A 12,936-nucleotide genomic window follows, 5' to 3' on the forward strand; every position below is an offset into this window, starting at 1 on the left:
CAGGCGCGGGGATAGACCCAAAGAAAGCGATCCGGCGGGCGACGATCGGCCGGTTCCCCCGCAGGCGCGGGGATAGACCGTCCACCACGTCGGCGCTGCCCTCTTTCCACGTGGTTCCCCCGCAGGCGCGGGGATAGACCCAGAAGGCGTGCGTGGACAAGCCCATCGACGACGGTTCCCCCGCAGGCGCGGGGATAGACCTGCGGCGAGGCGTATACGCCGCCGTGATCGCGCTCGGCAGCCCGGTCATGAATGCAATTCTCGGTGGCTTAGCTGTACGGGAACGCGGAGCCGACGACCGCTGCGGCTCATCTCTCATGGACGACCGCGCGGAGCGCGAGGCTCGATCCGCCGCGGTCTGTCCCGGGCGCGGGGACGGGCCCCCAGGTTTCTCGGGCAGGAAACGCTGGCAAGAGCCTGACAGCGCCTTGAGGATGGCCGACCGGATGGGGGCTGGAAGGCGATCAGCACCTCCCAGCCCCACGTAGTTGCGCCAGTGCAACATCACCGGCGCACCCCCAGGGACCTACCCCAGACGCACGCCGCGTCGATCTACCGCCACCACAGCCCCAGGGTGAGGACCCGGCGGACCCAGCGCAGCAGTTCGCGCCGGGCCCGCTCCGTCTGGAGGTCCGCCAGCGCCCGCCGACGCCAGCGCAGATAGCCCTCGCGCTCGGACGGATGGATGGCATACGTGTCCGGCGGCAGGGTCAACTCGTACTCCCCGATCAGGGCGATCTCCAACGCCATGATCCGCTCGCGGGTCGTCACCTGGTCGAGCTTCGTCCCAACCTCGCGCCGTCGGTTCAACCGCCGCCACTCCACCACCGCCGCCATGCCCCGACCGTAGGAAACTTCCTCGCCTGGGCGCGGGTCGTCGGTGACCACGCCGATCCGGCTGGGGTCGTCAACCGCCCATGGCTGCTCAGGCGTCGGGGCCTCGGCCCTGACGGCCGTCCGCGTGCCCTGACTCCGCTCCAGCCGCGCCACCCGGCGGGCCGGCACGGCCACCGCCCGTCGCTCATCCCCGCCGTCGTCCGAGCCGCGTCGCGCGCGCTCCACCGCCGTCACCCGCGCCTCCAGCTCCGCCAGCCGCCGCGCCAAGGCCTGAATCTCGTCCCGCTGCTGGGTCGCGGTGGCCTCGCGGTCGGCCAGTTGCCGCCGCTCCAGGGCGTCGCGCATGCGCCGCGACAGCCGGCCCGACTCAACGACCTTGACCAACGTGCGGTAGTTGACCCCCAGCGCCTGCGCCGCCTTGAGTCGGCCCTCGGCGTGCACCAGGTCGTCCAATAGGGCCAGGAGCTGCGCGTCCGCCTCGCGGCGGCCGCGCGCCTCCGGCGGGAGCGGACCGGTCATCCCGTCCCCTGTCGTCCGCAGCGTTGGCCACTGCCAGCCGCTGGCCAGCGCCACGTCCGCCTGGAAAAGGCCCATGCACTTCTGCAATTCGCGGTGCAACCGAGCCTTATGCTGGGGTACTTGCTGGGGTGTAGCCCGCCGCTCGCATAGCCCCCGGCTACACCTGATCCACGACGCCCGTGCACTTGTGCAACTTTCCTTGATTATCTGTACACCCCCATGACATCACGCGGCGTCCGCCAACGTGTAGACCTTGTGAGAGGGGCCTGTGCGCAGGCCCCCTCACAGGCCATGACATAGAGGCGGGCGGGTCGTCAGACTCACGGGCGGGGCCGCTCGGGCCCCGCGGGACGCGGCCATGTCAGCCGCCCCGTGTCGCACAATAGGCGGAAGGTCTGCGTGCGGCGGCGACGGGCGAGATGGACGAGGCGTAGGCGCCGAGTGAACAGCCACCGGCCGACAGATGGCGAGCGAGATGCGAAGGACGAGGGAGACATGCCCATGACGCGACAACCTGAAGACCGACCGGTGGCCCTGTACGCGCGAGTCTCTAGCGACCGCCAGGACGTAGACCTATCCGTGGCCGCCCAGCTGCGGGCGCTGCGCACCCATGCCGCGCAGCACGGCTACGTCGTCGCCCGCGAGTACGTGGACGAGGCGGAGAGCGGCCGCGTTGCTGACCGTCCCCAGTTTCGCCGGATGTTGGAGGCCGCCAGCCGGCCCAACGCGCCCTTCCAAGAGATCCTGGTCTGGAAGTTCTCCCGCTTCACCCGCAAACGGGAGCATGCCGTGGCCTTCAAATCCATGCTGCGACGCAAGGGCATCCGGGTGATCTCCATTACCGAGCCCGCCGACGACTCCCCGACCGGCAAACTGATGGAAGCCATCATCGAAAGCGTGGACGAGTTCTATAGCGAGAACCTGGCGCAGGAGGTCATCCGCGGCATGCGCGAGGCTGCGTCCCGCGGCTTCTGGGTGGCCAGCCGGGTGCCCTATGGCTACGACAAGATCCCGGTACCGGATGGGGCCAAGAAGCGCCCGAAGCTGCAACCCAATGCGGCAACGTCTCCGGTGGTCCGGCGCATCTTCGCCATGACGGAGTCGGGCCGAAGCGTGCTCGACATCACCAAGACCCTCAACGCCGAGGGCATCGCCAACCCCACCGGCCGGCTCTGGTCCAAGACCGGCGTCCACAACATCCTTCGCAACGAGGCGTACACCGGCACGCTGGTCTGGGGCACGAATGCGAAGGACCATGCCGAGCCCGTGCGGGTGGAGCAGGCATTCCCCGCCATCATCTCCACGACCCAGTTCCGCCGGGTGAATCGGACGCTGCGCGCACGGGCGCCCAGGAGGACGCACCCCCGCCGGGTGAGCAGCTCCTATCTGCTCAGCGGCTTGGTCAAGTGCCAGCGCTGCGACCGCGCCCTCTCCGGCCAAGACTCCAAGAGCGGTCGGTTTGCCTACTACGTCTGCCAGTCGTTGATGAAGCGCGGCCGCGGGGCCTGCGACGCCCCCAGGCTCAACGCCCGGCGTTTCGAGGCGATGGTCGTGGGAGAGATTCGGGAGCACATCCTGACCGAGCGCAACATCAGGGAGTTGGTACGGCTGGTGGACGAGGAGATGGACGGGGTGGCTCGGGAGCAGCGCCAGCGGCTGACGACCATCGACGCGGAGCTCGTGGACGTGAAGCGCCGGCTGGACCGGCTCTATGACCTGGCGGAAACCACCGACTTGGACATCGACGACTTCAAGCCCCGCATCAGGAGCCACCGAGATCGGCAGGCGAAGCTGGAGGCGACGGCGGCAGAGGGCCGGGCCATGCTCGCAGAGCGGCGCGTCGTCCTGGACGACGTGGAGACCATCACCGCCTACGCCCAGGACCTGAGCTCGATCCTGAACGAGAGCGAGCTGACTGAGCGGCGTGCCTTCATCCAGAGCTTCGTCAAGGAGATCATCGTGAGGCCGGGCAATGCTCTCCTTCGATACACCATCCCGATGGCGGAAGCTAGCCCCATACGAGGCGCGAGAGCTGAGGAAGTCGCACTCCACGGCCCGGTACTGTCTACCGTCAAGTCTGGTGGGGTGATCGGGACTCGAATCCTCGACGTGCGCGTAGATCAGGACGTTGACGTCCGGCAGCAGCATTCGCGGTCAGGCGCCCCGGGGGCTGTACTGATCTTGATCGTCACGGGCGTCAAGCGAGCGTGGCCGATCGAGATTCACGCCGCGACGCGGTCGACTGCCGCGAACGGTCACGAGTTGAAACGGCGGCGCGGGGGTTGGTTCGCGGCGCTTGAGCGCATCGTCCAGGGTCTGCGCGATGAAGGCGCTCACGCTCAAGCCCCGCGCGGCGGCTTCCCGGCCTACGCGTCGGGCCAGTTGGTCGTCGAGCGAAATGGTGGTTCGCATTATGCAGAGCATACTATTTTCGCATCAGTGCATAATCACAGGGCTGATGGCTCACGTCGCCATTGGGTGCGGCGTGGCGTCCCATGCCCGAGCCTGGGATCCCCTCACCGCAACCCTATCCCTCCAGGGGAGAGGGGGCCGGACCTGCGCTCCAGGCTCCATGGAAGGGACTACACAAGGGCCCCTTAGAGGGGGAGCGGACTTGATCAGGACTTTCCTAGCTCAACCACCGCTCGAAGAGGGCCGCGCCGCCGAGGGCGAGGAAAGCGATGAGGACGTTCTTGATGAGGCGTCCCGCCCATGAAGCGACGAAGAAGCGCTTCCAGCCGAGGCCGGCGGCGCCGGCTACCGCGCCCGCGATGTCGAACACCGGGTTCGGCGTGGCGGCGATGACGAATACCACCAGCAGGCCCCAACGCTTGATCCAATCCTCGACCCGCTGGTAGGCCCGTTGTCGCCTGATCCAGGGCGATCCCGTGGCTCCCAGGAGATACGACACCATCTCGCCGATGACCTGACCCGTGGTTCCCACCAGCGCCGGCAGCCACGGGTCGCCGAACACAATGGTGAAGGCGCCGATGCTGGCGAATCCGAATCCAGGAAGCATGAACAGCGCCCCGGATTGCACCGACAGGATGAACAGCAGGAGGAATCCGGCCACCCCGACCGCGCGGATTTCGCCGGCGAACGGGATGGCGGCGATGCTGCCCCCCATGGCGACGACCAGCAGCACGATTTGCAGCCACAGCAACCGCCGGCTGGGCAGGCGGGGCGTGGATTCGGCGGGAGTCGCCGCCCCGGCGCCCGCCGGCGGCGAGGCGGGGTTCGTATCCTCAGCCGTCATCGGTATCGCTCAAGGCGGTCATGCCCGAGTTGCCTGAAGTCGAGACGATTCGACGTGATCTTGCCGCCACCATCGTGGGTCGCCGCGTGATGCGGGCGGAGGTTCGCGACGCAAGCCTAGTCCACGCGCCGTCGGTCGAGGGCTTCGGCCGCGGCCTTCGCGGGAAAGCCGTGCAACTGATCGACCGCCGCGGGAAGTACCTGCTGCTGCACCTGGAAGAGGGCGCGTTGGTGCTGCACCTGATGATGAGCGGTCGCATCTTCTTGCGGCCGGCGGACGATCCGGTGGGTCATACGCGACTGGTGGTTGCGTTCGACGAGGGGCCGGCGCTGCATTTCGTGGACATGCGGCGCTTCGGCAGGGCCTGGCTGCTGCCGCCGCCGGGCATCGAGGCGCTGTTGGCCGATCTGGGACCGGAGCCGCTCGAACGGGGATTCGACGGGCGCACGCTGCAGGCCGCGGTGCGCAATCGTCGTCGGGCCATCAAGCCCACGCTGCTGGATCAGCGGATCGTGGCCGGCGTGGGGAACATTTACGCGGACGAGGCGCTGTGGCTGGCGCGCATCCACCCGGACACGCCGGCGGGGTCGCTGAGCCGCCGCCGCCTGAACAACCTGGCGCAGGCGATCGTGACCACGCTGCAGGCGGGCATCGAGCACGGCGGCACCAGCTTTCGCACGCACGTTGGGAGCCGCGGCGAGCGCGGCCGGTACCAGGAGCGGCTGAACGTCTTTCAGCGCACCGGCGAGCCCTGTCCACGCTGCGGCCGCGCCATAGAGCGGCTGGTGATCGGGCAGCGGGGGACGCACATTTGCCCCCGGTGCCAGCGCCTGCGGGGTTAGGCGAGCCTGCGGCACTTGCGGCGCTCGGAAGACCGCGAACGGGCCGGTCTGAGACCCACCCCCACCCGGCTCGTCAGACGCTGACCCCCATCCTGGCCTTCCCCCATCCAGGAAAAGGGGACCCGGCCAGTCGTTCCTCAGGTCTTTAGCCGTCGTCCGCGAGCGGGGCGACGCGGAGGGTGCGGTGGCGGCGGTAGGTGACCTGACCCGGTCCGGCCCGGCGAATGGCGCGCACGTGGCGGCGGCGGGTGACATCCACGTCGACGGCGGTCGCAGCGTGGCCGGCGCTCAGGTGCGCGGCCAGGCGGGCCACGGCGTGCACCAACTCGGGCGCCGGGTCGTCGCCCGGATCGCGCAGCAGGACGTGCGCCCCCGGCATGTTGCGGGCGTGAAACCACAAGTCGTCGGGGGCGGATTCCTTGAACGTGAGGCGGTGGTTTTCGTCCGCGGTGCGGCCGGCCAGCACACGATGTCCGCGGATGCGGCGTTCTCTCGGCGCCGCCGGTTGGTCCCTCCGCCTGCGGCGCGGCCGGCGCAGGTGGCCCGCCTCGGCCAGGAGGGCTTCGATCTGACGCGATACGGCCGGTGAATCCGAGCGCCGCAGGTCGTCCGCCGCTTGCCGCAGATAGGCCAGCTCCAACTCCGCCCGTCGGAGCCTGCGCGGAACCAAACGCGCGGCGCGCTTCAAGTCCCGATAGCGCGCGAAGTAGGTTTGGGCGTTGACGCCAACCGATTTGGCCGGGTCGAGTTCGAGCTGCCGTCCATTCACCTCGAAGTGCGCGGTGCCGGGCGGAATCAGGTGAGCGTGCTCCAGCAGGGCCGAACCGGCGGCTCGCGCGGCGCTGATCTCAGCGCCCGTCGGGGCCGCCGTGCGCAGCGACGCGATCCGACGCTCGACGCGGGCAATGGCCGCATCGAGCGGCTCCACCACGCGCGACTTCACCGTGTCGACGGACGCCGCCGGCTCGTCGGCCTCGTAGAAGGTCTCCAGCGCCTCGCTCATCGAACCCGCCGGTTGGCAGCGGCGGTCCAGGTGGGTGAGCGGGTAGGCGGCGAAGGCCTGCCAGCCGCCGTCGATCGGCACCAGGCAGGGCTGCGTCGCGCCGGCATCGAGGTCCGCAACGATTTTGCGCAGCGCCCCGAGCACGTCGGGCCACGCGGCAACGTCGAGACTTGGCGTTGTGGGGTCGACATTCGCGCGCGCCAGTGCCTCGCGAGCGAGCGTGGGGCTCACGCCCGCGACGGCCTGCAGCAGGGCGCGCCAGGCCGGCACGCCGGGAGCCGTCCGCGCCGACACGTCGGCGGGCGAGGCCACGCTTGGGGCGGGCAGGGACAGTCGGGCGGGTGGCTCATACGGCGCCCGCGGCATGATGCGGCGTCGCGCGCCGTCGCCCGGGACCCGCCGCAGCGCATCGCGGATCAGCCCTTGGTCGTCCACCAGCATGACGTTGGCCTGACGGCCGATGATCTCCACGATCAGACGGTGCTCAGACACGGGCCCGTTCGGATCGGGGCGCGCGCGCACATGCAATTCCAAGACTCGTTCGAGGGGCAGTTGCGTCGCCGCGACCAGACGGCCGCCGCGCACCCACTTGCGCAGCAGCAGCAGCAACGGACTCGCCGGAGCCTTGCCGGCATGGAGGCGGCCGCGGACGAAGTGCACCCGCGAACTCACCGGGCCGGCCTGGATCAGCAGGTGATTGGCGCGGCGCTTGGCGTAGATCTCAAGCCCGATCTGGTTGGGCTCGGGCGACACGACGCGCTGGATGCGCCCGCCGACGGCCCGTTCCTCGATTTCCCGCCGCACCGCCGCCAGTGTGAGGACGTCGAAGTTCATCGCTGGTCGGGGGCCGGGATCTCCGGGTCGGGCGGGGTCGGAGGCAAGGCCTCCCACCGGCGCTCGACCCAGCCCGTGGCAACCCTGGCGGCGGTCTGCACGGCCTCCCCGAGCCTGCCCGAGCGCTGCAGGCCGACGAACAGCGCCGCCGCAAACACGTCGCCGGCGCCGGTTGGACTGGCGTCGGCGACCTGGCGGACGGGTATCTCCGAAGAGCCGCCGTCGGCGAAGACCTGAACCGGCAGCGGACCCCGGGTGAGCACGCCGACCGCGGCCCGCCGGAGACGTTCGATCCCGGACGTTGGGTCGAATGCGATGTCTTCGCTGCTCAGCACGAGCACGTCAATGGCGTCGAGGAATTCGACGGCGTCAGTCCAGTCTCGGCCGTGCACGGCGCCATTTGGGGCCACGCGGCGGAGCAAGCCCTGCGCCGTGAGGCCCGTGACATCGGCGCGCGGCAGGTGGCCGAGCAGTTCGGGGCCGATCTCCGCGACAACGGGCGCCAGGTGCACGACCGAAAACTCATGCGGCAGATCCTTCAGGTCGGCGACATCAAAGGGCGCGGCGACTTCTGGCGCGTGCTGGGTTCGGCCTCGCAATCCATAGGTGTTGCGCATCGCGGTCGTCGCCGAAGCGGCGCGAGCGATCCACCGAATGCCGGAGCGCGTCGAGGCCAGCGCGTGCGCGTCCGCCGCGGCGGCCCGTGTGAGCGCCGTGACGCGCATTCCGAGGCGCTGCGCCGCGAGGCTGCTGTAGTACGCCGTCCCCCCGAACTCCCAGCGCGTCGGGTGGAGATCGCGGGTGACGTGTCCGACCGTCAGGTAGGTCGGGCTCGGTGTGCTGACCACGGAAGTGTGAGTCACGGCTGACGGGCGGGAGGCCGCCCAGCCCAAGGTGGGTCCTCGGGCACTGACCCCCATCCTAGCCTTCCCCCTTCCAGGGGGAAGGGACCTGGTAAGAGGTCGGCTAAGCCTTCGGGCTGATCACGACCCGGCGTTCGTCGCCCTCGCCGATGCTGTAGGTGCGGACGTTTTCGTCGTCGGCCAGGGCCACGTGAATCAGCCGGCGCTCGTTGGCGGGCATGGATTCCAGCGTGACGGGCTCTTGGGTCTCGGTGACCTCATCGGCGAGGGTCTCGGCCAGCTCGCGCAGGTGATCCGCGCGGCGCGCCCGATAGCTGTTGACGTCGATGAGCACGCGGCACGGCTGGCCCAGCTGCCGTCCGGCCATGAGGTTGATGAGGTAGCCAAACGACCGCAGCGTGGACCCATGGCGGCCGATCAGCTTGGAGAAATCGTCGTCGCCGACGACGTTGTATGCCAGCGGGTCCTCATCGACGAGCTCGATCTCGGCGATGAACCCCATGCGATCGAGCATGCCGACCAGCAGGTCTTCGACGATGTCCTGCAGCTCTTCGCCGCTCTCAACCAGCGAGCGAGACGGGCGGGCGCGGGGCGCGGGTTGCTCCGCGACGGGCTCCTGGACGGGTTCGGGCGCCGGCGGAGCAGGCGGAGAAGGTTCCACCTGCGCCTCGGATGGCTCGGCGGCGCGTGCCGGGGGCTCCGGCTCGGGCTCGGCCGGGGGCTCGGGCTCGGCCGGGGGCTCGTGCTCCGTCTCGTCGATGGTGGCCGAAAAGGGCCGTTCGCGGCGCACCACGCGCACGCGGGCTTCGGCGTCGCGACGCAGCAGGCGCGAGCCGCCGCTGGAAAGAATCTCGACGTCAACGTCGTCGATGGTGGCATCGAGCTGCCGCAGGGCCTGGCGCAGCGCGTCCTCGACGGAGACGCCGGTGGCCTCCACGCTCTCGGGAGCGTCGGGAGAGTCGGTTGAATGGTCAGCCACTGCGCCTCCTTCGGCGTCGCCGCCGCCGCGGGGTCGTCGCCACGCCCTCACCAGAGCGTTGGCTCGCGGCTTCGCTGGTTGCTGTGTCTTCCAATGTCTTGGCCGGGGTCGGGGCGTCCGGGCGGGCCGTCATGTCGCGGGCGATGGGCCAGTGCGCGGGAATCAGCGCGCCGGTTCCGGTGGTGAAGTACTGCTGCACGATGGCAATGATGCTGGAAATCACCCAATAGAGCACCAAGCCCGCCTGGAATGACCAGGCGAAGATGACCACGATGATGGGCATGAATTGCATCACCCGATTCACCGTCGCCTGCTGTCCCTCGGCGGTCTTCGAGGCCATCATCCGGGCCTGCACGAACTGGAAGGCGCCAGCCAGCAGCGCCAGCAGCGAGATATAGAACCCTCCCGTGCCGAACACGTCTTGCTGGATGGGGATGCGCGTGAATCCGGCGTTGCCGGCGGCGGTCTGCCCCTGTCGGCTGTCCCACCACTTCTGCACGAACTTCTCGCCGTCGGATTCACCTGGCGCCCAGTAGACGTAGGCGTCGCGGGCGAGGAAGTAGTTCTCGTCACGCAGCGCCGCCACGTTCGCGGAAAACGCGCGGTCGGCGCCTTCGGCCTCGACGTTGACCATGCGCACGTTGTCATGCACGACCGGCCCGGAGATGCCGAGCGATCCGGGATCGGCGATAAGTTCCGCGATGTAGTCTTCGACCGTCGCCCGCAGCTGGATGATCCGCGGCGGGATGGGCTCGCCGTCGAGGAGCATCTCCGAGAGCAGGTTTCGGGTTCCAACATCGTTTCCGAGGCCAAAGACATTGATTGGGCCGGCGGGCAGGCCGAGCTGCGACCAATCGGTGATCTCGCCTCGCAGAATCTGGGCGGCTTCGATCTTGGTGAGCCGCGTGAGCGGCCGATCGCGCTCCACCACGAACGCGGCCGCCTGCACGAGCCGAGCTTCCGTGGTGCCCGGCGGATAGTCGGCGAGCGCCTGTCGCTCTTCGACAAACGCCGCGCTCGCGCGTCCACTGGTGACCGCGGCCGCCGAATTGGCGGGGTCGACGGTATCGATGGTGAAGCGGAAATTGGCGTTTTGGCCGGCAAATTCCGCCGCGACCTGCGACTCCAGCGGCGTGATCGGAAACGTCGTCGCCAGGTGCACGTCGGTGGGGGCCGTGGGACTGGATTCGCCAAGAACCGGGATCGTGGAATCCTCGCGCGCCAGGTTGAACCAGAGGAATTGCTCGTTGAGCAGCCCCTGGCCGCTCAGCGTGAGAATGCCCCCGTAGAGCGCCAGCAGGATCGGCAGCTGCACGAAGATGGGCAGGCAACCCGAGAGCGGGCTGACGCCCTGCTCCTTGTAGAGCTTCATGGTGGCTTGCGACTGCGCCTGCCGGTCGTTCCTGAACTTGCGGCGGATCTCCGCCATTTCGGGCTGCAGGACCTGCATGCGCCGTTGTGAGCGGATCTGCTTCACCGTGAGCGGGATCATCAGCGTCCGAATCGCGATCGTGAACAGGATGATCGCGATGGCGTAGCTGCCGACCCCGTCGCGGATGAGATTGAGAACCTCGCTGAGTGGGTTGACGGCCCACGTCTGCCAGGTTTCGCCGATGCTTGAGAAGAGTTCCATGGCTCAGACCCGCGGCTACGGCACCGGGTCGAAGCCGCCGGCGGCGAAGGGATGGCACCGCGCGATGCGTCGCAGCGCGAGCCAGAGCCCCCGAACCACGCCGTAGCGCTCGACGGCGACGGCGGCGAATTCGGAACACGTCGGCTCGTAGATGCAGTGCGCGCCAAGTCCGCCGGACAGCCACCGCTGGTAGCCGCGAATCACCACGAGCACCGTACGTTTCACGCCAGACTCGGGACGTGTGCGGCGCGCGCCTGTGCCAGGGATTGGGCCACAGCCCCCGTCAGGCAGCCCCATGGCGCGTCAGCCACGGGTCGGCGCGCCTGCGCCACCATGTCGACGATCGGTTGCGGCGTTGCCAGGTGCGGCCGAAACGCCGCCCGCAAGCGGCGACGCATGCGGTTCCGGACGACCGCGGTGCCGAGCCGGCGCGGCGCCGTGATGGCCAGGCGGGTCGTCTCCGCGCCGCCGGGCGCGACAAACAGCACGAAGTAGGGGCAGGCCACGCGCGTTCCGCGGCGCCGCACGCGCGAGATGTCGGCGGCGCTTCGCAGCCGATGGCGTTTGCTCACGGCATGCCGGCAGCGACGGAGCCGCTGTCCATCCCGAGCGCCAGGAGCCTAGACCGCGAGCCGCTTGCGACCCTTACGCCGCCGGCGGCGAAGAATCGCGCGCCCGGACCGGCTAGACATGCGGGCACGAAAGCCGTGCTCACGCTTGCGTTTGCGAACCTTGGGCTGGTACGTGCGTTTCATCGGAGGGGAAATGCGCGGCGACAAGACATGCCGCAGGCGTGAAGTGTAGCACCGCCGGCGCTTTCGACCCTTCCCGGCGCGGTGTTTCCGCCCGGACGATCCGATGGGCTTGCGACACTCGACGGGCGGGTTTGAAACCCGCCCCTACGCCTACTGGCGAGTGTCGCCTTGGGAGCCGGACCGCGACGGAGCGAAGGGACTGGGCCGGCGCTGGCGGCTAGCCGCGCTCCGCCATGGGGGTGTAGGCCCGATCCGTGTGCCCGATGTACTCGGCGCGGGGTCGAATCAGCCGGTTGTCGCCAAGCTGTTCCAGCACGTGGGCGGTCCACCCGCTGGTGCGGCTCATGGCGAAGATCGGCGTGAACAGATTCACCGGCAGCCCCAGCGCGGCGTAGACCGTGGCGGAGAAGAAGTCCACGTTGGAGTCGATGCCCTTCTCATCCATCATCACGCGCTCGATCACCTGGGAAATCTCGAACCACTCGGGGTGGCCGGAGGTGCGGCTGAGCTCCCGGGACATGCCGCGAAGGATCGTGGCGCGCGGGTCGGCGGTCTTGTAGACCCGGTGCCCAAAGCCCATGATCAGCTCGCGGCGGGCCAGGCGCTCGCGCACCCAGTCCTCGGCCACGTCGGGCGAGCCTATTTCGATCAGCATCTCCATCACGCCCTGGTTGGCGCCGCCGTGCAGGGGGCCTCGGAGCGCGCCGATGGCGCCGGTCACGGCCGAGTGCATGTCGGAAAGCGTGGCGGCGATCACCCGCCCGGCGAAGGTGCTGGCGTTGAGCTCGTGGTCGGCCTGCAAGACCAGCAGCACGTCGAGGGCGCGGGCCGCGGTTTCGTCGGGGCGCTCCCCGGTGTACATCTGGAGGAACGCGTCGGCGACCGGGCCTTCCGCCGAGGTGATCGGCTCATTGCCGGCCGCGAGCCGGGCGAAGGTGGCCACGACGGCCGACACCTGCGCGAGAAGGCGCACCGACTTGCGAGCGTTGGCCTCGAGGGAGTTGTCGCCAAGGTCGGGATCAAACGCGCCCAACATGGAGACTCCGCTGCGCAAGGCGTCCATCGGCGGCGTTGACTGCGGGACGAGGCGCAAGGCGTCGACGACCGGCGGCGGCAGGGCATAGGCCGCGGACAGCTCGTTGAGCAGCCCGTCGAGCTGGCTCTGCGTCGGCAACTCGTCGTGCCAAAGCAGGTGCGCCACTTCTTCAAACGTGGCGTCACTGGCCAGATCGAAGATATCGATCCCGCGATAGGTGAGCTTGCCGGCCAGACCGTCGATCGAACTGATCGCCGAGGTACCGGCCACGACCCCTTCGAGGCCACCGGAGCGACTGGTCATCGCCTGTCCTTCATGAGCCGAGCGCGCCCGGCGCGCCGCCACCCGCCAATGCGGAGGACACGGAAGGCGGGGCCAG

The 12,936-nt window shown here is 69.2% G+C and carries 12 protein-coding genes and 1 CRISPR repeat array (1 of these 13 cut by a window edge); of the genes, 2 read left to right on the forward strand and 10 right to left on the reverse strand.

Annotated elements, in window-relative coordinates:
* A CRISPR array of direct repeats spans positions 1 to 201; the repeat unit is 28 nt; unit sequence GGTTCCCCCGCAGGCGCGGGGATAGACC (it extends 1,658 nt beyond the left edge of the window).
* A gap of 351 nt (positions 202 to 552) precedes the next feature.
* Positions 553 to 1,431 carry a hypothetical protein gene (locus OXG33_07150; GenBank protein MCY4113695.1) on the reverse strand — a complete coding sequence of 293 codons (879 nt, stop codon included), beginning with the start codon at positions 1,429 to 1,431 and terminating at the stop codon, positions 553 to 555.
* Between the two features lie 426 nt (positions 1,432 to 1,857).
* Here OXG33_07150 and OXG33_07155 point away from each other — a divergent pair, with 426 nt between their 5' ends.
* Complete coding sequence (locus tag OXG33_07155; GenBank protein MCY4113696.1) at positions 1,858 to 3,957, forward strand: recombinase family protein; 2,100 nt, start codon at positions 1,858 to 1,860, stop codon at positions 3,955 to 3,957.
* Between the two features lie 28 nt (positions 3,958 to 3,985).
* Here the strand turns inward: OXG33_07155 and OXG33_07160 are convergent, their stop codons facing one another.
* Positions 3,986 to 4,612 carry a VTT domain-containing protein gene (locus OXG33_07160; GenBank protein MCY4113697.1) on the reverse strand — a complete coding sequence of 209 codons (627 nt, stop codon included), beginning with the start codon at positions 4,610 to 4,612 and terminating at the stop codon, positions 3,986 to 3,988.
* Positions 4,613 to 4,632: 20 nt separating this feature from the next.
* Between OXG33_07160 and mutM the strand changes: the two genes are divergently transcribed.
* Positions 4,633 to 5,454, forward strand: a complete 822-nt coding sequence (gene mutM / locus OXG33_07165) for a bifunctional DNA-formamidopyrimidine glycosylase/DNA-(apurinic or apyrimidinic site) lyase (GenBank protein ID MCY4113698.1) — start codon at positions 4,633 to 4,635, stop codon at positions 5,452 to 5,454.
* Between the two features lie 145 nt (positions 5,455 to 5,599).
* Here mutM and OXG33_07170 read toward each other — a convergent pair whose 3' ends face one another.
* The 8 genes from OXG33_07170 to OXG33_07205 form a co-directional block, all read right to left on the reverse strand.
* Positions 5,600 to 7,291, reverse strand: coding sequence for an NFACT RNA binding domain-containing protein (locus OXG33_07170; protein MCY4113699.1), 1,692 nt, complete (start codon positions 7,289 to 7,291; stop codon positions 5,600 to 5,602).
* A complete protein-coding gene (locus OXG33_07175) occupies positions 7,288 to 8,154 on the reverse strand; it encodes a PfkB family carbohydrate kinase (GenBank protein ID MCY4113700.1) in 867 nt (288 codons plus the stop codon). Before OXG33_07175 ends, OXG33_07170 begins: the two co-directional genes overlap by 4 nt.
* A 103-nt stretch (positions 8,155 to 8,257) precedes the next feature.
* Positions 8,258 to 9,133, reverse strand: a complete 876-nt coding sequence (locus tag OXG33_07180) for a Jag N-terminal domain-containing protein (protein ID MCY4113701.1) — start codon at positions 9,131 to 9,133, stop codon at positions 8,258 to 8,260.
* Positions 9,126 to 10,766 (reverse strand): membrane protein insertase YidC, encoded by a 1,641-nt coding sequence (gene yidC, locus OXG33_07185; GenBank protein ID MCY4113702.1) that lies wholly within the window; start codon positions 10,764 to 10,766, stop codon positions 9,126 to 9,128. The genes OXG33_07180 and yidC overlap by 8 nt, the downstream gene beginning before the upstream one ends.
* Before the next feature lie 15 nt (positions 10,767 to 10,781).
* Complete coding sequence (gene yidD, locus OXG33_07190) at positions 10,782 to 10,991, reverse strand: membrane protein insertion efficiency factor YidD (GenBank protein MCY4113703.1); 210 nt, start codon at positions 10,989 to 10,991, stop codon at positions 10,782 to 10,784.
* Positions 10,988 to 11,338 carry a ribonuclease P protein component gene (gene rnpA / locus OXG33_07195; GenBank protein ID MCY4113704.1) on the reverse strand — a complete coding sequence of 117 codons (351 nt, stop codon included), beginning with the start codon at positions 11,336 to 11,338 and terminating at the stop codon, positions 10,988 to 10,990. The genes yidD and rnpA overlap by 4 nt, the downstream gene beginning before the upstream one ends.
* A gap of 48 nt (positions 11,339 to 11,386) precedes the next feature.
* Positions 11,387 to 11,521 (reverse strand): 50S ribosomal protein L34, encoded by a 135-nt coding sequence (gene rpmH, locus OXG33_07200; GenBank protein ID MCY4113705.1) that lies wholly within the window; start codon positions 11,519 to 11,521, stop codon positions 11,387 to 11,389.
* Positions 11,522 to 11,738: 217 nt separating this feature from the next.
* Positions 11,739 to 12,860, reverse strand: coding sequence for a citrate synthase (locus OXG33_07205; protein MCY4113706.1), 1,122 nt, complete (start codon positions 12,858 to 12,860; stop codon positions 11,739 to 11,741).
* Positions 12,861 to 12,936: the final 76 nt, after the last annotated feature.

The organism is Chloroflexota bacterium (genome assembly GCA_026708035.1).
In the GTDB taxonomy this organism is placed as follows: domain Bacteria; phylum Chloroflexota; class UBA11872; order UBA11872; family UBA11872; genus JAJECS01.